Raw genomic sequence first — 18,889 nt, forward strand, 5'->3', positions numbered from 1 at the left:
TTATCTTATTGATTCTTATCCCGGTTTAAAACTGGGGTAAGATCGTGTCTATAAAAATATGTGAAACCGATCAAAAGATATAAAGGTATACCTTTATATCTTTTGGTGGTTAGTTACACTCTCTTCATAGCCTCCATAGATTGTCTGGTGGATGGCTTATATAAAAACGTTTTTATTTCATGTAGTGACATCATTAATTGTTCACCAGATTTGCGCTGTTAAGCGTAAAGGAATATCAACATGAAACTTTCTATCGTGGAAAAAATCGGCTTCGGCGCGGGAGATATGGCGATAAACGTTGTGATTATCGCCATGCAGCTGCTCCTCGCCTATTTCTATACCGATATCTACGGCCTGAGCGCCGCTGATGTTGGCGTACTGTTTGTAGTTGTGCGGATGATTGATGCCATTATCGATCCGGCCATGGGGGTTCTTACCGATAAACTGAATACGCGCTGGGGGCGTTATCGCCCGTGGCTGCTGTGGTTTGCTATTCCTTTTGGTTTCGCCGTGTATTTGATGTTTATTACGCCTGATATGGCTTATATGGCCAAGCTGGCGTGGGCCTATGGCACCTATATTCTTATGACCCTGGTCTATACCGCGATCACCATTCCCTATATTTCGATGATTGGCGTGATTACCAGCGACCCCGTCGAACGGTTAAGTGCCAACGGCTATCGTTTTGTGATGACTAAGATTGCCGCTTTCCTGGTGACTATCGTCGTACCGATGCTTGCCGTCTGGCTGGGGCAGGGTAATAAGGCTTTGGGCTATCAGTTTTCGATGGGCTTAATGGGGGCAATGGGTGCGCTGCTGTTTATCTTCTGTTTTCTCACCACGCGTGAACGCAGCGAGCCGGAGATTACCTCGCTATCGGTGGGGAAACAGTTTAAATATCTGTTACGTAACGATCAGTGGATTATTCTCGGCGTTGTTATTCTGCTGCTGATGTGCGGTTATGTTATTCGCGGTTCCGTTGCCGCTTATTACGCCAAGTATTATCTGAACGGCGGAGATAGCCTGATTTCACCCTTCCTGACTACCGGCGTCGTTGCCTCTATTTTAGCGATGATTGCCACCACCTGGATAACCAAGTTCTGGGACAAAATTAAGATGTTCCGCTACACCCAGATTATTACCTTTATTCTGAGCGCGCTGATGTATTTCTCCGTCGGGCGTGAAAATCTTATCCTGGCGTTTGCGTTCTATTTTCTTATTAATTTCTTCTGCGATATGCAAATGCCGGTGTTCTGGTCCTCTATCGCCGAAGCGGTGGATTACGGCGAAAAGAAAACCGGTCTGCGCGTTTCCGGGTTGGCGTTTGGCGGCATCCTCTTCTTCCAGAAGTTTGGGATGGGGATCGCGGGCGGGATACTCGGATTCCTGCTGAGCCACTTTGGCTATCAGGCCGATGTTGAACAGAGCGCGCGTTCGCTCACCGGTATTGCGCTGATGATGACGCTCATTCCGGCACTGTTCCATCTTGCGGTTGGGCTGCTTATGAAAAAGTATCTGATTAATAACGAATATTATCGTGATATTCAGCTTGCCCTGGCGCAGAAGCAGGCATAAGGAGGCGCAAATGAAGGCCATGAATAAGGTTTGGGTTATCGGCGATGCCTCCGTTGATCTGGTGCCGGAAAAACAGAACAGCTATCTGAAATGCCCCGGCGGAGCGTCGGCGAACGTGGGGGTATGCGTTGCCAGGCTGGGCGGAGAGTGCGGTTTTATTGGCTGTCTTGGTGACGATGACGCCGGCCGCTTCCTGCGCCAGGTTTTTCAGGATAACGGCGTGGATGTCACGTTTCTAAGGCTGGATGCGGACCTGACCAGCGCGGTGCTGATCGTCAACCTGACGGCTGACGGGGAACGCAGCTTTACCTATCTGGTGCATCCGGGGGCTGATACCTACGTTTCGCCGCAGGATTTGCCGCCGTTCAGGCAGTACGAATGGTTTTACTTCAGCTCAATTGGCCTCACCGACAGTCCCGCTCGCGAAGCATGTCTGGAAGGGGCGAGACGCATGCGAGAAGCCGGTGGCTACGTGTTATTCGACGTCAACTTACGCAGCAAAATGTGGGGGAATACTGATGAAATCCCTGAACTGATCGCCCGGTCCGCCGCACTGGCTTCTATCTGCAAAGTCTCGGCAGATGAGCTGTGCCAGCTCAGCGGGGCCAGCCACTGGCAGGATGCGCGTTATTACCTGCGCGATCTGGGCTGCGACACCACCATCATTTCGCTGGGGGCCGATGGCGCGCTGTTGATTACCGCCGAGGGGGAATTCCATTTCCCCGCACTGCGCGTCGATGTTGTCGATACCACGGGAGCCGGCGATGCTTTTGTCGGCGGGCTGTTGTTCACCCTTTCCCGCGCAAATTGCTGGAATCATACCCTACTGGCGGAGGCCATCAGCAATGCTAATGCCTGCGGCGCTATGGCGGTGACGGCAAAAGGCGCAATGACCGCTTTACCGTTTCCTGACCAACTCAACACTTTTCTTTCCAGCCATTCGCTGGCACAAGCCATGACCGTGAAATAAGGAGTCATCATGCACGTTGATCAAAACAAAATACTGGGATGCCTGGTGGGCGCCGCCGCCGCGGACGCGATGGGAGCCGCGACGGAAGTACGCGCCCAGCAGCAAATAAAAGACTATTTTGGCGGCTGGGTGACGACCTTTCAAAAACCGCCAGCGGACACGTTTGGCCGCTGCAATGAAGCGGGTATGTGCACGGATGATTTTATTCAGGCGAAGTACATTATGGACGCGCTGCTGCGCCATCAACGCCAGGTCAGCGACGAGGCGATGCGCGAGGCTTTTCAGCAGTGGCTGGATTATCCTTTCTACGCCAACTTTACCGGTCCGACGACGCGTGCGGCAATGAAAGCGATATTTAATGATAATCGCGCCTCTTTGCAGGGCGAGCTGGAAGGCGAAAAACAGTCGGTACAGATTATTAATAAGGGTAACGCGGAGGCAACGAACGGCGCCGCCATGAAGATTTGGCCAGCGGCGGTTCTGCATCCGGGTGATATTGACGCGGCGATTGACTGCGCGCTACAGATTTGCCGTTTTACGCATAATAACGTGCTGGCGATGTCCGGCGCAGCGGCGATGGCGGCGGCAACCAGCGAGGCGTTAAGAGCGCAGACCAACGCAGACAGCATTATTGCCGCTGGTATTTACGGTGCGCAAAGGGGCTATCTGCTGGCGCAGGAGCAAGGGGCGATGATGGTGGCCGGGCCTTCCGTTGCCCGACGCATTGAGCTGGCCGTAGATATCGGTAAACGTCATCGTCATTGGGAAACGGCGATAGTGGATATTGCCGATATTATTGGCTCCGGGCTGCACGTGAGTGAAGCGGTGCCGGCGGCCTTTGGCCTGTTCGCGTGTTGTCCGAATTCTGCCGTAGATGCTATTATCTCCGGCGTTAATATCGGCAATGATACTGATACTGTCGCCACCATGGTTGGGGCGATTTCCGGCGCATTCCATGGCGTGGAGGCTTTTCCCGCCGATTATTTAACGACTTTGGATCGTATGAATCATTTCGATTTGGCAGAACTGGCCAGGCAAATCGCAGGGTAGCGAATTCACCCTGCCGGGGACGGTAAAACGTCCCCTGCTGGCGAAGACGTGAGGTGCGCAGCTTGCAGGTTGATAAAACGAGCTTTACTCCGCTTTATAAGCAACTATTTTTTATCATCTGTCAGCAGATTCAAAATGGATCCCTGCCTTTAGGCAGCCAGCTGCCGACGCAAAAAGAGATTGCCAGAGCCTACAACGTCTCGCTGATTGTGGTTAAACAGGCCTGGAGCGAATTAATCAATGCAGGCATTATTTCGTCGCAGCGCGGGAGTGGTTCTGTAGTGTGCTCGGTACCGGAAGGAGTGAGCTACGGGCACACGTTTCGCGGTATTACCCGCGATCTCCAGGACGCCAGCGTGGCGATTGAGAACCGTATTCTGGAAATCGCGCCGCGCCGCGCGCGCGACGCTCAGGCAGACGGCTTGAGCCTGCCCGCACAGCATCACTATCTCTATATTTCGCGTATTCGTTGCCTGAATAACCGTCCGTTTAACCATGAAAAGATCTATCTTGATCTTAGCTTCTTTCCCGATCTGCAACTCACACCGCAGGCGCTGGAGCATACGTCGCTTTATTCGTTATTAAACGTCACAAGCGACTCGGCGATAGAAAAAGTTGAGGCGATTTTACCTTCCGCTGACCTGTGCGAAAAATTGCAAATCGCCGCCAATAAACCGCTGTTATCCGTCGCCAGACAGACGTTTCAGGCCGGGAAGGACAGCCCTTTTGAGTATTGCCGCTATTACGTGCTGTCTGAATACTTTGGTGAAATTCATTATCACTGATCTGTCCACTTAATCCTGCGATAACCCCACTATATCTGGCGTTTACCTGCCTGACTGTCCGTCGTATTCTTGCTGAAAAAATCGTCAGGAGACAGATATGTCGCTTTGGTTGCCCCATCCTCTGTTCCTCCCTTCCATCATGGTTGGCATTACTATCCTTCTGTGGGCGACTTCGCTACTGCCGGAGTTTATGACCGCACTGCTATTTTTTGCTGCTGTGGTGGCGATGGGACCAGGGAAAGTTCCTGCGCGGGCGGGGATGCTGTGATGTATCGCGCTGGCGGTGGTACGCCAAAGCGATGGCTCTTTTGTCCTGCTGGCGACCGAGCGTAATTTACTGATCTTCAATCGCGCTTCTGCCGAGGAAATTCAGGATCATCAGTGTGATATCTTGAACCAACAGGTCATCAAATGACAGCTTGATATTGCATTAACGAATACCGTTTGGAGGCCGGACAAGGCTCTCGTGGCGCTATCCGGCAAAATCTGGCGATGGCGCGGGCGTTACCAGGCCGGTGGATCTGCGGGGTGGCTGTCATTTTCCAGATGCGGCGATTTAATAAACACGCCTTTCCAGGGTTTATCGCCGTTATTAATGAGGTAATGCGCCTCCCCAGGTTCGCACTGTAAAACATCTCCAGTTTGCAGGATATGAGGTGTTCCTTCCAGATACAGGCACACTTCACCGCTTAGGGTATAAAAAATCTCACAAGCGGTATTATGGCGATGGTTAGGGAATGACTGCCCTGGTTGTAGTATGACGACGCCCATATCGCAGCCCGGCCCACGGATTAAGTATTTAGGGCCATTATCGCCAAAGCGGTATTCATGATTCTTCTCATTCGTTTTTTGCATGCTTATTCTCCTGTTACAGGCCTGGCGCTTTCCAGAGGGATGTCGTTAAGCCACCATCGACCAGCGCGCGTTGATCCTGATAAACGGCCTGCCATTTTTCTCTGGCCTGCTGATAGACAGCGAAATTTTCAGGATTAGGTTTATGCTCCCGATCCCAGCGCACTAGCTTTTCTCCCGTTTCCGCCAGCGATGGCCAGACACCCACGCCAACGCCTGCGGCAATAGCGCACCCTAGCGCGGTAGCTTCTTTGACGACAGGTACGTGAACGGTGAGTCCCGTAACGTCGGCAAGGATTTGGCTCCATAATTTGCCTTTAGATCCTCCGCCGGCAAAAACCAGCGAGTCGGCCTGTACGCCGGAAAACGCGGCAATTTGCTGTAAATTGCAGGCGGAAACAATGGCGGCATTCTCTTCCAGCGCGCGAAATAGGGTCGCTTTATTACACTTTTCAGGATCGATAGACAGATTGATAAACGACGGCGCGGCATGGTACCAGCGTTTAAAACGCATAACGTCAGAGAAGATGGGCATCACACCGTACGCGCCGGGAGGCACCCGGCTGGCCATATCTTCCAGCAGGGAATACGCATCAATACCTAACCTTTCAGCGATTAGTTTTTCCTCGGCGCAAAAGGCGTCGCGGAACCAACGCATCGTTAACCCAGTAAAAAAGCTAATAGACTCGGTTTGTACCATACCGGGGATCACATGAGGATTGATGCGAACGTTCATGTTTGGGTCGGTGACCGGCGCGGGAAGATTGACGACCTGTTGCCAGAAGGTTCCGCCCAGCACGGCCGTTTGCGCCGGGCGTACGACGCCCAGCCCCAGACAGCCTAACTGCACATCGCCGCCGCCAACGATGACCGGCGTACCCGCTTGCAGGTCGCACTGTTCAGCCGCTTTCTGTGAAATGTGACCGAGCAGCGTCCCGGTTTCTTTTACCGGCGAGAGAATGTCAGAACGCAGGCCCGCCATCTGTAACAGACTACGTTTCCAGTTGCGGGTCACCAGATCCAATAACCCCGTCGTGCCTGCGTTGGAGGGATCGACCGCCAGTTCGCCACTGAGCATAAAGGCCATCCAGTCGCTGATCATAGTGACGGTTGACGCGCGATGATAAATATCCGGACGATGGTGGGCAAGCCAGAGCAGACGCGGAATAGCGCTGAGCGCCAGCGTTTGCCCGGAGCAACGATAAACTTCCTCCTCAAAGGTGTTATCGTGCAGCTCTTTTAATTCACTGACTTCGTGCGCCGCGCGGGCGTCAACATTAGCGCAGGCCCAAATTGGTTCGCCGTTACTGTCATAAATAACAATGCCTTCACGCATCGAACAGGCCGATACGGCAGCGATAGCCGTTGCAGGGATGGCGGCTTTCTGTAGTGCCTGACGGATACACTGGCAAGCCAGTTGCCAGTTTTTGGCAAGATCAAACTCCATCGAACCAGGCACATCCGGCACGGCCAGATGCTGCCATTCCGCTTGACCGACAGCTATTTGCTTTCCTTGTAGATCAAAAATTACTGCTCTGACGCTACCGGTACCGGCGTCAAGAGCCATCAGGTAATGTCCTGATTCAGTATGGGTACAGAGTCGAGCCATTTTTTTATCCTCGGCTATTTTTACATCGTTACATAAAATCCTGTCAGTTATTGTTTATTGAATTGAGGTAAGTGTTATTTTATTTTTTATTTTTCAATAAGTTGAATTATTTTCCCTGCGGTTTTCTGATCGGTAACCAGCGCATTGATATAGTTACCGCGCATAGCGGCAATAATAGCTTCTGCTTTTTGTTCGCCGCCGGCGACGCCAATCACGGTTGGGATCGTGGAAAGTGAATTTAACTTCAGGCCAATTAATTCGTTATGGATTTTGATGTCTGGAATAATTTCGCCATGAGCATCAAAAAAATAGCCCAGAATATCGCCTACTGCGCCTTTGCGGCCAATCATGAGTTGTTCACCCTGAGTGATATAGCCGGATTTTAAGATACTGGCTTGATCTTTCTGGTTAATTGCCCCAATCCCCACGATGGCGGCATCGGCAGCTTGCGCTGTGAGCATCACATCCCGCACGCTATTTTCATTGCGCAGCGTGCAGGCAATTTCCTGCGATGATGCGCGCAGCGGCGCGGGCATAATACTTACGCTACAAGCGGCATCAAGCTGGCCTATTCCGGTCATATACGGCCCCACGCCGCCGGATAACGTGACCAGTCGGATTTGTTGCGCCGAGATAAATCCGCTGAGGCGTTTTAATGTGGTCATCGTGGCTTCGCCAAAGCCGACGGCCAGCAGTTGCTGTGGCCGCAGTGACTCCATCAACATATGGGCGGCGCCGATTCCTAAGCGCAGACCAATATCGGCATCGGGTAATGCCGGCAGCACGCGGATATTCTGCAATGCGAAGTGGTTGCGCAAGGCATTTTCATACTCAAGACACCCTTCGAAGCGGGAGTTGATTTGTACGCGAATAATACCGGACTGATGCCCTTTCTCCAGCAGACGAGAAACCTTTAGCCGGGTTAGCCCCAGACGCTCGCTGATTTCACTCTGCGTCAATCCATCGTGATAGTAGAACCAGGCAATACGCGCCACCTGCTCTTCTTCGCACATTCCATAATCAGATACCAACGTATTATCGCTCATTGTCATAACCTGGCTTTACTTTGAACATTTCTAAATCATTAACACAATTGTTCAGTTATCACTCCGAAATAACCGTGATTAACGCCACAAAAACGCGCCAAATCTGAACATTTATCATCTAAAAATTCATTTATTCAGAAAACGTGATCTGGATGAGAGTTTTTTGACCAAATAACTACTACCGTTTTGAACAATTTCTTTTTCAAAAAACATTTGTTCAGTCCCGTCAGTCAACATTGAGGGAGCGGAGGCAACATGCAAATCAGTCACAATACTGCATCCCCTCTGATTTGTGTGCAGAACATTTATAAAAGTTATTCCGGCGTCGAAGTACTAAAGGGAATTGACTTTACTCTGCATGCGGGAGAGGTGCACGCATTGCTTGGCGGCAATGGTGCGGGTAAATCAACATTAATGAAGATTATTGCCGGTATAGTCCCGCCAGATGGAGGGACTATCGATATTGCTGGTGTGCGTTGCAGTCATTTAACGCCTCTGAAGGCGCACCAGTATGGCATTTACCTGGTTCCCCAGGAGCCTCTGTTATTTCCGAGTTTATCTGTGCGGGAAAATATCTTGTTTGGCTTGCAGGGACGTCAGGCCTCCACGGAAAAAATGCAGCAGCTATTAAAGGCGATGGGATGCCAACTTGATCCGGCGAGCGCTGCGGGTACGCTTGATGTTGCAGACCGCCAGATCGTTGAAATTATGCGCGGCTTGATGCGCGACTCGCGAATCTTAATTCTTGATGAGCCCACGGCGTCGTTAACGCCAGCCGAAACTGATCGGTTATTTACGCGTCTGCAAGAGTTGCTGAAAAAGGGTGTCGGAATTGTATTTATTTCTCATAAGCTACCAGAAATTAGACAGTTAGCTCACTGCGTTAGCGTGATGCGTGACGGTAAAATCGCATTATTCGGAAAAACGCATGACCTTTCTACCGACGAGATTATTCAAGCTATCACCCCGGCAACGCAGGGCGTCAGTCTTTCCGCGAATCAAAAGTTGTGGCTGGAATTGCCTGGCAGCCGCCCGCAGAACGAACGCGGCGCGACAGTATTAGCGCTGGAGTCACTGACGGGCGAAGGTTTTATGAATATCAACCTTGAGGTGCGGGCAGGCGAAATCCTTGGTCTGGCCGGGTTGGTCGGCGCGGGACGCACAGAACTGGCTGAAACGCTGTACGGTATTAGACCGGTCAATGCGGGGCGGATGCTGTTCAATGGTCAAGAAATTAACGCCCTGACAACCCAACAGCGGTTGCAGCTCGGCCTGGTCTATTTGCCGGAAGATCGGCAGTCATCCGGGCTGTATCTTGACGCTTCCCTGGCATGGAATGTCTGTTCGCTGACCCACAACCAAAAAGGATTTTGGATAAAGCCCCAGCGGGATAACGCCACCCTTGAACGTTACCACCGCGCGTTAAATATCAAACTCAATAATGCCGAACAGGCGGCGCGTACTTTATCCGGCGGTAACCAGCAAAAAGTATTGATTGCCAAATGCCTGGAGGCCTCTCCGCAATTACTGATTGTCGATGAACCGACCCGCGGTGTCGATGTCTCCGCCCGCAGCGATATTTATCAGCTGTTGCGCAGTATCGCGCAACAAAATGTCGCGGTGCTATTTATTTCCTCCGATCTGGAAGAGATAGAGCAGATGGCCGATCGCGTATATGTCATGCACCAGGGGGAACTGGGGGGGCCTGCGTTATGCGGCGAGGAAATTAACGTTGATACCATCATGCACGTTGCGTTTGGCGAACATGGTGCGTCGGAGGCAACATGTTGAAATTCATCCAAAATAACCGGGAAGCGACGGCACTGCTGGCAATAGTCTGTTTATTCGTGTTTCCTGGCGCGCTGGATAGCCAGTATTTGAGCGTGCAAACGCTGACAATGGTTTTCAGTAGCGCGCAAATTTTGATGCTGTTGGCGATTGGCGCGACGATGGTAATGCTCACCCGCAATATTGATGTATCGGTGGGCTCGACGACAGGCATGTGCGCGGTATTGCTGGGAGTGATGTTAAACGCCGGCTATAGCCTGCCGGTCGCCTGCCTGGCCACACTAATATTAGGAATTGTCGCCGGATTTTTTAATGGCGTACTGGTTGCCTGGTTGAAGATACCCGCCATTGTCGCCACGCTGGGAACGCTGGGCTTGTATCGTGGGATCATGCTGCTATGGACAGGGGGGAAATGGATTGAAGGATTACCCGCAGGCTTAAAGCAACTCTCTGCTCCGGTGTTTCTGGGAATTTCCGCAATCGGCTGGTTTACCCTGGTGTTAGCGCTGCTTATGGCCTGGCTCCTGGCGAAAACCGCCTTTGGCCGCAATTTTTACGCCACCGGAGATAACCTGCAGGGCGCCCGGCAATTGGGTGTCCGTACCGAGATGGTACGCATCATGGCATTTTCACTTAATGGCGGTATGGCGGCATTGGCTGGAATCGTGTTTGCCTCGCAGATTGGCTTCATTCCCAATCAAACCGGCACGGGGCTGGAAATGAAAGCCATCGCGGCCTGCGTATTGGGGGGAATTAGCCTGTTAGGCGGGTCAGGCACGGTCATCGGCGCTATTCTCGGCGCTTATTTTCTTACGCAAATTGATAGTGTGTTAGTGCTGCTGCGTATCCCCGCCTGGTGGAACGATTTTATTGCTGGCCTGGTATTGTTGGGCGTACTGGTATTCGATGGGCGGCTGCGTTGCGCATTACAACGCAATCTGCGCCGCCAGAAATATGCCCGTTTTATATCACCACCCACTCCACTACAGACGGAAGCAAAAACGCACGCACAACAGAATAAAAACAAAGAGGTGGCATGATGAATCCATGGCGACGCTATAGCTGGGAAATTGCGCTGGCAGCCTTATTGATCTTTGAAATTCTGGCTTTCGGTGTGATTAATCCACGTTTATTAGATATTAATGTCTTACTTTTTAGCACTAGCGATTTTATTTGTATCGGTATTGTCGCTTTGCCGCTAACAATGGTTATTGTCAGCGGTGGTATGGATATTTCATTTGGTTCTACAATCGGGCTATGCGCGATTACCCTGGGTGTGCTGTTTCAGCTCGGTATGCCGCTACCTTTAGCGATTATTATTACCCTACTACTCGGCGCAATATGTGGGCTGATAAATGCCGGACTTATTATTTATACCGGCGTAAACCCGTTGGTGATTACCCTGGGAACCATGTATTTATTTGGTGGTAGCGCATTATTGTTATCTGGTATGGCTGGCGCCACGGGTTATGAAGGTATTGGTGGATTTCCCACAGCGTTCACTGACTTTGCCAATATTTCATTTCTTGGTATTCCTATGCCGCTTATTTTTTTTCTTGTGTGCTGTTTGTTTTTCTGGCTGCTCATGCATCGCACGCATATGGGACGCAACGTTTTCCTGATTGGCCAGAGCGCCCGTGTCGCGCAGTACAGCGCGATCCCGGTGAATCGCACGTTGTATACCGTGTATGCCATGACCGGATGCGCCTCCGCTATCGCCGCCGTATTACTGGTTTCTTACTTTGGCTCCGCACGTTCGGATCTGGGCGCCTCTTTCCTGATGCCGGCCATTACGGCGGTTGTGCTGGGAGGCGCCAATATTTATGGCGGCTCCGGGTCGATTATGGGGTCCGCGTTGGCGGCGCTGCTGGTGGGATTTTTACAGCAGGGGCTACAGATGGCCGGAGTGCCGAATCAAATTTCCAGCGCATTGTCCGGTGCGCTTCTCATTGTTGTTGTCGTTGGTCGTTCCGTCAGTTTGCATCGTCACCAAATCCTTGAATGGTACTCACGCCGTCGCAATGCGCATCAGGCATGATTTCCTTTTGAAATTTATGGAGAAAAAAATGGCAAGACACAGCATTAAAATGATCGCCTTACTCACTGCGTTTGGTCTGGCATCTGCGGCAATGACCGTGCAGGCGGCAGAGCGGATTGCTTTTATTCCCAAACTGGTTGGCGTGGGCTTTTTTACCAGCGGCGGCAATGGCGCGCAGGAAGCGGGAAAAGCGCTGGGCATTGACGTAACTTACGATGGCCCTACAGAGCCCAGCGTCTCAGGCCAGGTTCAACTGGTGAATAACTTTGTCAATCAGGGGTATGACGCCATTATCGTTTCTGCCGTTTCGCCTGACGGCCTGTGCCCGGCGTTGAAGCGGGCAATGCAAAGAGGCGTGAAAATATTAACCTGGGATTCCGATACCAAGCCGGAGTGCCGTTCTTACTATATTAATCAAGGGACGCCAAAACAGCTCGGCAGCATGCTGGTAGAGATGGCCGCTCATCAGGTGGACAAAGAGAAAGCGAAAGTCGCTTTCTTCTATTCCAGCCCAACGGTGACCGACCAGAACCAGTGGGTAAAAGAAGCTAAAGCCAAAATTAGCCAGGAACATCCGGGGTGGGAGATAGTCACTACCCAGTTTGGCTATAACGATGCCACGAAATCGCTCCAGACGGCGGAAGGTATCATCAAAGCGTATCCCGATCTGGATGCCATCATCGCGCCTGACGCTAACGCTTTACCTGCTGCGGCACAGGCGGCGGAGAACCTTAAACGCAATAATCTCGCGATTGTTGGTTTTAGTACGCCGAATGTAATGCGCCCTTATGTTCAGCGCGGCACTGTTAAAGAGTTTGGCCTGTGGGATGTCGTCCAACAGGGAAAAATTTCCGTATATGTCGCCAATGCGTTGCTGAAAAATATGCCAATGAATGTCGGTGATTCACTGGATATTCCCGGCATCGGCAAAGTCACCGTTTCACCTAATAGTGAGCAGGGATATCACTATGAGGCAAAAGGTAACGGCATTGTGTTATTGCCGGAGCGTGTCATTTTCAACAAAGACAATATCGACAAATATGATTTCTGATAACTGTTATGTATCGACGGAGTAAAGAATGGCTGATTTAGATGATATTAAAGATGGCAAAGATTTTCACACCGATAAACCACAAACTAACACTTTGTTCGCATTAAAAGGCTGTGGCGCGCTGGATTGGGGAATGCAGTCCAGACTGGCGAGGATTTTTAACCCCAAAACCAGAAAAACGGTCATGCTGGCCTTTGACCATGGATATTTCCAGGGGCCGACAACCGGACTTGAGCGTATTGATATCAATATTGCGCCGCTCTTTGAATATGCTGATGTCTTAATGTGTACTCGCGGCATATTACGCAGTGTGGTACCTCCGGCAATCAATAAACCAGTCGTTTTACGCGCGTCCGGGGCGAATTCTATTCTCACTGAATTAAGCAATGAGGCGGTTGCGGTGGCGATGGATGACGCTGTGCGGTTGAATAGCTGTGCTGCTGCCGCACAGGTTTATATTGGTAGTGAGCATGAACATCAGTCGATTAAAAATATTATTCAACTGATTGATGCCGGGTTACGCGTCGGGATGCCAATAATGGCAGTGACCGGGGTGGGTAAAGATATGGCTCGCGACCAGCGTTATTTTTCACTGGCAACGCGTATCGCTGCGGAAATGGGGGCGCAAATTATCAAAACGTATTATGTCGATAAAGGTTTTGAGCGTATTGCGGCAGGTTGTCCGGTGCCGATTGTCATCGCCGGCGGTAAAAAACTGCCTGAACGTGAAGCATTGGAAATGTGCTATCAGGCGATTGACCAGGGGGCTTCTGGCGTAGATATGGGGCGTAATATATTCCAGTCAGAAGATCCGGTAGCCATGATTAAAGCGGTACATGCTGTCGTTCATCATAACGAAACAGCAGAGCGTGCTTATGAGCTGTTTTTGAGTGAGAAAGGTTAAATGAGATCGCTTCCCCATCTTTTACCGATGCGAGGAGATGGGGATGACTGTTATTTTATTTGGAATAATCAGGGGGGTAATGATGCACGTTACGCTGGTTGAAATTAACGTTCATGATGACAAGGTTGAACAATTTATCGATGTTTTTCGGCAGAATCATCTGGGCTCAATTAAAGAGCCGGGTAACTTGCGTTTTGATGTTCTGCAGGATCCGCAGGTGCCTACGCGATTTTATATTTATGAAGCCTACGTTGATGAACAGGCCGTCGCTTTTCACAAGACAACGCCACACTACAAAACTTGCGTGGAGCAGCTTGAACCGTTGATGACCGGTCCGCGGACAAAAAAAGTTTTTATGGGTTTGATGCCTTAAGGAGCGCTCATGAACAGCCAGTTTGCCGGATTAACGCGCGAAGCATGTGTGGCATTGTTAGCGTCATATCCGCTTAGTGTGGGTATTCTGGCAGGGCAGTGGATTGCGTTGCATCGCTATCTGCAACAGTTGGAAGCGCTAAACCAGCCGCTGTTGCATTTGGATTTGATGGATGGTCAATTTTGCCCGCAGTTTACCGTTGGGCCATGGGCAGTTGGGCAACTGCCGCAAACCTTTATCAAAGATGTTCATTTGATGGTAGCGGATCAATGGACGGCGGCGCAAGCCTGCGTGAAGGCGGGCGCACACTGCATCACGCTTCAGGCTGAAGGCGATATTCATCTGCATCATACGCTAAGCTGGCTTGGTCAGCAGACCGTGCCCGTTATTGGCGGTGAAATGCCGGTGATCCGGGGGATTAGTTTATGCCCGGCAACGCCTCTGGATGTCATTATCCCCATTCTGAGCGACGTTGAGGTTATTCAACTACTGGCAGTGAACCCTGGATACGGCAGTAAAATGCGCTCCAGTGATTTGCATGAGCGCGTGGCACAGCTTCTCTGTCTACTTGGTGATAAACGCGAAGGTAAAATTATCGTTATTGATGGGTCGTTAACGCAGGATCAGTTGCCTTCGCTGATTGCACAGGGCATCGATCGTGTTGTTTCTGGTAGTGCGTTATTTCGTGATGATCGGCTGGTTGAGAATACGCGGAGCTGGAGGGCGATGTTTAAGGTTGCCGGGGATACTACTTTCTTACCCTCCACAGCATAAATGCCGGATGGCGGCTTTACCTTATCAGGCCTACATAAGCACTCGGCTGGTAGGCCTGATAAGCGCAGCGCCATCAGACATTGATTGGCAATTAAGCCTGTTTAGCAGCTTCTGCTGCTTTCACGATCACCGCGAAGGCGTCAGCTTTCAGAGAAGCGCCGCCTACCAGTGCGCCGTCGATGTCCGGCTGCGCGAACAGTTCGGCGGCATTGGAGGCATTAACAGAACCGCCGTACTGGATAATAACCTGTTCAGCGATTTTCGCGTCAGCTTTAGCAATGTGGTCACGGATGAATTTGTGCACTGCCTGAGCCTGCGCAGGAGTTGCAGATTTACCGGTACCGATCGCCCATACGGGTTCGTAAGCGATAACCGCGCCTTCAAAGGCTGCCGCGCCCTGCGTTTTCAGTACCGCGTCGATCTGACGTGCGCAGACTTCTTCAGTTTTGCCCGCTTCGTTTTCTGCTTCGGTTTCACCGATGCACAGAACTGGAGTCAGACCCTGCTCTTTCAGCACAGCGAATTTCTTCGCGATCAGCTCGTCAGACTCTTTGTGATAAGTACGACGCTCAGAGTGACCGATAATGATGTACTGCGCGCCGATATCTTTCAGCATTTCAGCACTTGTTTCACCGGTGAATGCGCCAGACAGGTTCAGATCAACGTTCTGCGCGCCCAGCATAATGTGGCTACCGGCAGCAGCGCGTTTCGCCAGATCGATATACATTTCCGGCGGAGCGATTGCCACGTCGCAGCCTGCTACGCCCGTCAGTTCTTTACGCAGGTTAGCCACCAGTTCGTTTACCATGTGGCGGCTGCCGTTCAGTTTCCAGTTACCCATCACTAAAGGATGTCGCATTTCATTTCTCCACGCTTAGTCAGCGAATTAAGGAAGATGGCCGCTCGTCAGAGCAGCATGGTCTGTGAAACAGTATAGAGATTCATCCCCGGAAAGGCTTTGCTTTTTGTCATCAATTCGCCCCTTCCAGATTTTCAGATAACGTCAGCTTAATCGGTTCAACCGCGAAGGTCAGCCCCTTTTCGCCGTTATCTGCGACAACATAACGTACCGCGCCTTCGGTCTCGGCGTAATAGTGTTTACCTTTACCGGCGATAAGCATCTTTTGCAGTTTTTTCTGGCTTTGCTCTTTTGTCAGTAACGGGGCGACAGTGCGAATAATGGCGGCCATATATTCCAGCGCTTTCGCTTTCGCCGCTTTCTGTTCCGGCCCCTGAATGGGCAGCCAGGTAATCTGCATACTTTTCACTTTGAGCGTACCGCGCTCCAGCGCCGTGGAGGCATACAGATTTTCGTTAATCTTACTGGCGGCGCGGGTCAGATTCGCCTTATCGCGGCTATTCTCAATGGCGCGAAATTCATTGAGCGGCAGATCGGGATTCTGGCGGTTAAAGTTCTCACGAAACTGGCTAATAGAAAGATCAAAGGTTGGCGAGCCCGCCAGCAGATAGGGCGCTGTCGTGGTCGATGAAGAGAGCTGCGCGTGCGCCGTTATGCTGGCGGTGAGAGCAGAAAACAACAGTAAAAACAGAGTACATCCTGGCTTCATCAATCTTACCTTTCGTTAGGACTGCTCACGATTAAAACGATAACTGTCGGGCTTGTCAAAAGGGTAAACTGTAGCGGAAGGCAAAATATAAGGAACTTACATGACCATACAGCAATGGTTATTCTCATTTAAAGGGCGTATCGGACGCCGTGATTTCTGGATTTGGATCGGCCTCTGGTTTGCCGGGATGCTGGCGCTATTTTCGCTGGCGGGGAAAAACCTGCTTGATATCCAAACGGCGGCATTTTGCCTGGTGTGCCTGCTGTGGCCGACCGCCGCCGTCATGGTCAAACGTCTGCATGACCGGGGGCGATCCGGCGCGTGGGCGTTGCTGATGATTCTGGCGTGGATGCTGCTGGCCGGAAACTGGGTGATGCTGCCGGGGATGTGGCAGTGGGTCGTCGGGCGATTTATTCCGACGCTGATCCTGGTGATGATGCTTATCGATCTGGGCGCGTTTGTCGGTGTTCAGGGGGAAAATAAGTTTGGGAAAGCGACACAGGACGTGAAGTTTAAAGCAGAACCGTGAACGGGCGGTAAACCGTAATTTGCCCGGTGGCGCTGACGCTTACCGGGCCCACAGATTGGTGATGATTTGCAGGCCGGATAAGCCCCAGCCGCCATTCGGTAAAACATCACCAGTAATGTTCAGCCGTCATCTGCCCCGGTCGGCGGCGCAGATGTTTAGTCATCTGTCTGGTCTCTTTCAGCAGTTGCTGCGTATCGCGCACCATCTGCGGGTTCCCGCACAGCATGACATGGCTGGTCTCTTTATCCATCGGCAATCCAACGGCTTTTTCCAGCTCGCCGTTTTCAATGAGCGCAGGCACGCGCCCGGTAAGCGAGCCTGGCACGCTCTCCCGGCTGACCACCGTTTGGATGCGCAGCTTGCCTTCATAACGCTGTTGCAGATCCAGCATTAGCGGCAGATAGCTTAAATCGGCGGCGAAGCGTGCGGCGTGGACCAAGACCAGATTTTTAAAGCGCGCGACATCCTGGCCATATTGCAGAATAGACAAATACGGGCCAATAGCGGTTCCGGTCGCCAGCATCCATAGCGTCTCGCAGTCAGGCACTTCATCCAGTACAAAGAAACCCGACGCGTCGCTGACCACTTGCACCTCATCGCCAGGTTTTAGCGCCGCCAGCCGCGGGCTGAGCTTTCCTTGCGGCACCGTCACCAGATAAAACTCTAAATTCGGATTGTCAGGCGCATTCACATAGGAATACGCGCGCTGAACGCGCTCGCCATCGATCTCCAGTCCGAGTTTGGTAAATTGGCCTGCAGTAAAAGGATTAATGGGGGCGTGAACGGTCAGGCTGAACAGTGCGTCAGTCCAGTTTTGCACCTTAGTGACTTTACCTGTTACCCAATCGGCCATGGTTTTCTCCTGTTCTGAATCGCTAACCTTATCTTCGTTCGTCAGGAGAAAGATTTCCAGCCCCGCGAGGCTGGAAGGCTCTAACTAACAAATGCGCTAGAGGATATGCGCCTGTACATCCGGATCTTTACGATCAAGATAGTGGATCGACTGAATGCGGCGGATGGTGCGTGATTTGCCGCGGATCAGCAGCGTTTCCGTCGTGGCAATATGGCCTTTCCGGCTAATTCCTTCCAGTAGATCGCCTTTCGTGATGCCGGTCGCGGAGAAAATAACGTTATCGCTACGCGCCATGTCGCCCAGGCATAACGCCTTGCCCGCTTCAATGCCCATTGCTTTGCAGCGCGCCAGTTCCTGTTCGCCAATGCGGCGGTTTTCTTCGCTGTTGCCTTTCACGTCATGGCGCGCCAGCAGACGCCCCTGCATATCGCCGTCCAGCGCGCGGATCACCGCTGCGGATACCACGCCTTCTGGTGCGCCGCCAATCCCGTACAGCACGTCGACTTCGCTATCCGGCATACAGGTCAGAATGGAGGCCGCGACGTCGCCGTCAGGAATGGCAAACACGCGTACGCCCAGTTTGGCCATCTCTGCGATGACCTCGTCATGACGCGGTTTTGCCAGAATGGTCACGGTCAAATCGCCAAGCGGTTTACCCAGCGCATCCGCGATGTTGTGCAAATTATCCGCCAGCGGCAGATTGAGATCGATCGCCCCTTTGGCGCCCGGACCGACAATCAGTTTTTCCATATACATATCGGGCGCATTCAGGAAACAGCCTTTATCGCCGACCGCCAGCACCGCCAGCGCGTTCGCCTGACCCATCGCCGTCATGCGCGTGCCCTCAATCGGATCGACGGCGATATCTACCGCATCGCCGTGGCCGGTACCGACTTTTTCGCCGATATAGAGCATCGGGGCTTCGTCGATTTCGCCTTCGCCAATCACGATGGTGCCGTCAATGTTGACCTGGTTGAGCATGATACGCATGGCGTTGACCGCCGCGCCGTCCGCGGTATTTTTATCGCCGCGTCCCAGCCATTTGTAGCCAGCCAGCGCCGCCGCTTCGGTCACACGGGAAAATTCGATGGCAAGTTCTCGTCTCATAACAAACTCGTAGCAAA

Annotated in this window: 19 protein-coding genes and 2 pseudogenes; 14 read left to right on the top strand and 7 right to left on the bottom strand. The window is 51.8% G+C overall.

The window, feature by feature from the left end; translation table 11 throughout:
• The first annotated feature begins 240 nt into the window (after positions 1-240).
• The 6 genes and pseudogenes from ACLJRS_RS20780 to ACLJRS_RS20805 all read left to right on the top strand — a co-directional run.
• Positions 241-1,575, top strand: coding sequence for an MFS transporter (locus ACLJRS_RS20780; RefSeq protein WP_000777314.1), 1,335 nt, complete (start codon positions 241-243; stop codon positions 1,573-1,575).
• A 10-nt stretch (positions 1,576-1,585) separates the two neighbouring features.
• A complete protein-coding gene (locus ACLJRS_RS20785; protein WP_000646502.1) occupies positions 1,586-2,545 on the top strand; it encodes an aminoimidazole riboside kinase in 960 nt (319 codons plus the stop codon).
• A gap of 9 nt (positions 2,546-2,554) precedes the next feature.
• On the top strand, positions 2,555-3,595 hold the full coding sequence (locus ACLJRS_RS20790; protein WP_000557871.1) for an ADP-ribosylglycohydrolase family protein: 1,041 nt from the start codon (positions 2,555-2,557) through the stop codon (positions 3,593-3,595).
• Positions 3,596-3,657: 62 nt separating this feature from the next.
• Positions 3,658-4,380 (top strand): GntR family transcriptional regulator, encoded by a 723-nt coding sequence (locus ACLJRS_RS20795; RefSeq protein WP_001535809.1) that lies wholly within the window; start codon positions 3,658-3,660, stop codon positions 4,378-4,380.
• 97 nt (positions 4,381-4,477) lie between these two features.
• Positions 4,478-4,603 (top strand): annotated as a pseudogene (locus tag ACLJRS_RS20800) (hypothetical protein); the annotation flags it as partial.
• 51 nt (positions 4,604-4,654) lie between these two features.
• Positions 4,655-4,795: pseudogene (locus tag ACLJRS_RS20805) on the top strand (CDP-diacylglycerol diphosphatase); the annotation flags it as partial.
• A gap of 89 nt (positions 4,796-4,884) precedes the next feature.
• Here the strand turns inward: ACLJRS_RS20805 and ACLJRS_RS20810 are convergent.
• The 3 genes from ACLJRS_RS20810 to lsrR form a co-directional block, all read right to left on the bottom strand.
• Positions 4,885-5,235: a cupin domain-containing protein gene (locus ACLJRS_RS20810; protein WP_001173080.1), complete on the bottom strand. Its 351-nt coding sequence runs from the start codon at positions 5,233-5,235 to the stop codon at positions 4,885-4,887.
• Between the two features lie 13 nt (positions 5,236-5,248).
• Positions 5,249-6,841: an autoinducer-2 kinase gene (gene lsrK / locus ACLJRS_RS20815; RefSeq protein ID WP_000113085.1), complete on the bottom strand. Its 1,593-nt coding sequence runs from the start codon at positions 6,839-6,841 to the stop codon at positions 5,249-5,251.
• Between the two features lie 86 nt (positions 6,842-6,927).
• Complete coding sequence (gene lsrR, locus ACLJRS_RS20820) at positions 6,928-7,887, bottom strand: transcriptional regulator LsrR (protein WP_001283049.1); 960 nt, start codon at positions 7,885-7,887, stop codon at positions 6,928-6,930.
• 255 nt (positions 7,888-8,142) lie between these two features.
• On the opposite strand from lsrR, the gene lsrA reads away from it, so the two are divergent.
• The 7 genes from lsrA (at position 8,143) to ACLJRS_RS20855 (ending at position 14,815) form a co-directional block, all read left to right on the top strand.
• Positions 8,143-9,678: an autoinducer 2 ABC transporter ATP-binding protein LsrA gene (lsrA, locus tag ACLJRS_RS20825; RefSeq protein WP_001167250.1), complete on the top strand. Its 1,536-nt coding sequence runs from the start codon at positions 8,143-8,145 to the stop codon at positions 9,676-9,678.
• The gene (lsrC, locus tag ACLJRS_RS20830; RefSeq protein ID WP_000911134.1) at positions 9,672-10,715 is read left to right on the top strand and encodes an autoinducer 2 ABC transporter permease LsrC; all 1,044 of its coding nucleotides are present in this window, start codon (positions 9,672-9,674) and stop codon (positions 10,713-10,715) included. The genes lsrA and lsrC overlap by 7 nt, the downstream gene beginning before the upstream one ends.
• Positions 10,712-11,713: an autoinducer 2 ABC transporter permease LsrD gene (lsrD, locus tag ACLJRS_RS20835; protein ID WP_000981831.1), complete on the top strand. Its 1,002-nt coding sequence runs from the start codon at positions 10,712-10,714 to the stop codon at positions 11,711-11,713. The genes lsrC and lsrD overlap by 4 nt, the downstream gene beginning before the upstream one ends.
• 28 nt (positions 11,714-11,741) lie before the next feature.
• Positions 11,742-12,764 carry an autoinducer 2 ABC transporter substrate-binding protein LsrB gene (gene lsrB, locus ACLJRS_RS20840; RefSeq protein WP_000090737.1) on the top strand — a complete coding sequence of 341 codons (1,023 nt, stop codon included), beginning with the start codon at positions 11,742-11,744 and terminating at the stop codon, positions 12,762-12,764.
• 28 nt (positions 12,765-12,792) lie between these two features.
• Positions 12,793-13,668, top strand: a complete 876-nt coding sequence (lsrF, locus tag ACLJRS_RS20845; protein WP_000774146.1) for a 3-hydroxy-5-phosphonooxypentane-2,4-dione thiolase — start codon at positions 12,793-12,795, stop codon at positions 13,666-13,668.
• A gap of 82 nt (positions 13,669-13,750) precedes the next feature.
• Positions 13,751-14,041 carry a (4S)-4-hydroxy-5-phosphonooxypentane-2,3-dione isomerase gene (gene lsrG / locus ACLJRS_RS20850; RefSeq protein WP_001543603.1) on the top strand — a complete coding sequence of 97 codons (291 nt, stop codon included), beginning with the start codon at positions 13,751-13,753 and terminating at the stop codon, positions 14,039-14,041.
• Positions 14,042-14,050: 9 nt separating this feature from the next.
• Positions 14,051-14,815, top strand: a complete 765-nt coding sequence (locus ACLJRS_RS20855; protein WP_001088049.1) for an epimerase — start codon at positions 14,051-14,053, stop codon at positions 14,813-14,815.
• Between the two features lie 91 nt (positions 14,816-14,906).
• Here the strand turns inward: ACLJRS_RS20855 and tpiA are convergent, their stop codons facing one another.
• Positions 14,907-15,674, bottom strand: a complete 768-nt coding sequence (tpiA, locus tag ACLJRS_RS20860) for a triose-phosphate isomerase (protein WP_001216339.1) — start codon at positions 15,672-15,674, stop codon at positions 14,907-14,909.
• A gap of 112 nt (positions 15,675-15,786) precedes the next feature.
• Positions 15,787-16,383 (bottom strand): YiiQ family protein, encoded by a 597-nt coding sequence (locus tag ACLJRS_RS20865; RefSeq protein ID WP_000802242.1) that lies wholly within the window; start codon positions 16,381-16,383, stop codon positions 15,787-15,789.
• 100 nt (positions 16,384-16,483) lie between these two features.
• Between ACLJRS_RS20865 and ACLJRS_RS20870 the strand changes: the two genes are divergently transcribed.
• Positions 16,484-16,912, top strand: coding sequence for a DUF805 domain-containing protein (locus ACLJRS_RS20870; RefSeq protein WP_000155237.1), 429 nt, complete (start codon positions 16,484-16,486; stop codon positions 16,910-16,912).
• 106 nt (positions 16,913-17,018) lie between these two features.
• Here the strand turns inward: ACLJRS_RS20870 and fpr are convergent, their stop codons facing one another.
• Together fpr and glpX are read right to left on the bottom strand one after the other, a co-directional pair.
• A complete protein-coding gene (gene fpr, locus ACLJRS_RS20875) occupies positions 17,019-17,765 on the bottom strand; it encodes a ferredoxin--NADP(+) reductase (RefSeq protein ID WP_000796297.1) in 747 nt (248 codons plus the stop codon).
• A 96-nt stretch (positions 17,766-17,861) separates the two neighbouring features.
• On the bottom strand, positions 17,862-18,872 hold the full coding sequence (gene glpX / locus ACLJRS_RS20880) for a class II fructose-bisphosphatase (protein WP_001250619.1): 1,011 nt from the start codon (positions 18,870-18,872) through the stop codon (positions 17,862-17,864).
• Positions 18,873-18,889 lie beyond the last annotated feature (17 nt).

The organism is Salmonella sp. SAL00670 (assembly GCF_046552235.1).
GTDB classification, from domain to species: Bacteria; Pseudomonadota; Gammaproteobacteria; order Enterobacterales; family Enterobacteriaceae; genus Salmonella; species Salmonella enterica.

Excerpts from the sequence above, each read along its gene's own strand:
- lsrD (WP_000981831.1), top strand. The coding sequence starts at position 10,712 with ATGATGAATCCATGGCGACGCTATAGCTGGGAAATTGCGCTGGCAGCC.
- lsrF (WP_000774146.1), top strand. The coding sequence starts at position 12,793 with ATGGCTGATTTAGATGATATTAAAGATGGCAAAGATTTTCACACCGAT.
- lsrA (WP_001167250.1), top strand. The coding sequence starts at position 8,143 with ATGCAAATCAGTCACAATACTGCATCCCCTCTGATTTGTGTGCAGAAC.
- ACLJRS_RS20870 (WP_000155237.1), top strand. The coding sequence starts at position 16,484 with ATGACCATACAGCAATGGTTATTCTCATTTAAAGGGCGTATCGGACGC.
- lsrK (WP_000113085.1), bottom strand. The coding sequence starts at position 6,841 with ATGGCTCGACTCTGTACCCATACTGAATCAGGACATTACCTGATGGCT.
- lsrR (WP_001283049.1), bottom strand. The coding sequence starts at position 7,887 with ATGAGCGATAATACGTTGGTATCTGATTATGGAATGTGCGAAGAAGAG.
- ACLJRS_RS20855 (WP_001088049.1), top strand. The coding sequence starts at position 14,051 with ATGAACAGCCAGTTTGCCGGATTAACGCGCGAAGCATGTGTGGCATTG.
- lsrG (WP_001543603.1), top strand. The coding sequence starts at position 13,751 with ATGCACGTTACGCTGGTTGAAATTAACGTTCATGATGACAAGGTTGAA.
- lsrC (WP_000911134.1), top strand. The coding sequence starts at position 9,672 with ATGTTGAAATTCATCCAAAATAACCGGGAAGCGACGGCACTGCTGGCA.
- lsrB (WP_000090737.1), top strand. The coding sequence starts at position 11,742 with ATGGCAAGACACAGCATTAAAATGATCGCCTTACTCACTGCGTTTGGT.
- glpX (WP_001250619.1), bottom strand. The coding sequence starts at position 18,872 with ATGAGACGAGAACTTGCCATCGAATTTTCCCGTGTGACCGAAGCGGCG.
- ACLJRS_RS20785 (WP_000646502.1), top strand. The coding sequence starts at position 1,586 with ATGAAGGCCATGAATAAGGTTTGGGTTATCGGCGATGCCTCCGTTGAT.
- ACLJRS_RS20865 (WP_000802242.1), bottom strand. The coding sequence starts at position 16,383 with ATGAAGCCAGGATGTACTCTGTTTTTACTGTTGTTTTCTGCTCTCACC.
- fpr (WP_000796297.1), bottom strand. The coding sequence starts at position 17,765 with ATGGCCGATTGGGTAACAGGTAAAGTCACTAAGGTGCAAAACTGGACT.
- tpiA (WP_001216339.1), bottom strand. The coding sequence starts at position 15,674 with ATGCGACATCCTTTAGTGATGGGTAACTGGAAACTGAACGGCAGCCGC.
- ACLJRS_RS20780 (WP_000777314.1), top strand. The coding sequence starts at position 241 with ATGAAACTTTCTATCGTGGAAAAAATCGGCTTCGGCGCGGGAGATATG.
- ACLJRS_RS20790 (WP_000557871.1), top strand. The coding sequence starts at position 2,555 with ATGCACGTTGATCAAAACAAAATACTGGGATGCCTGGTGGGCGCCGCC.
- ACLJRS_RS20810 (WP_001173080.1), bottom strand. The coding sequence starts at position 5,235 with ATGCAAAAAACGAATGAGAAGAATCATGAATACCGCTTTGGCGATAAT.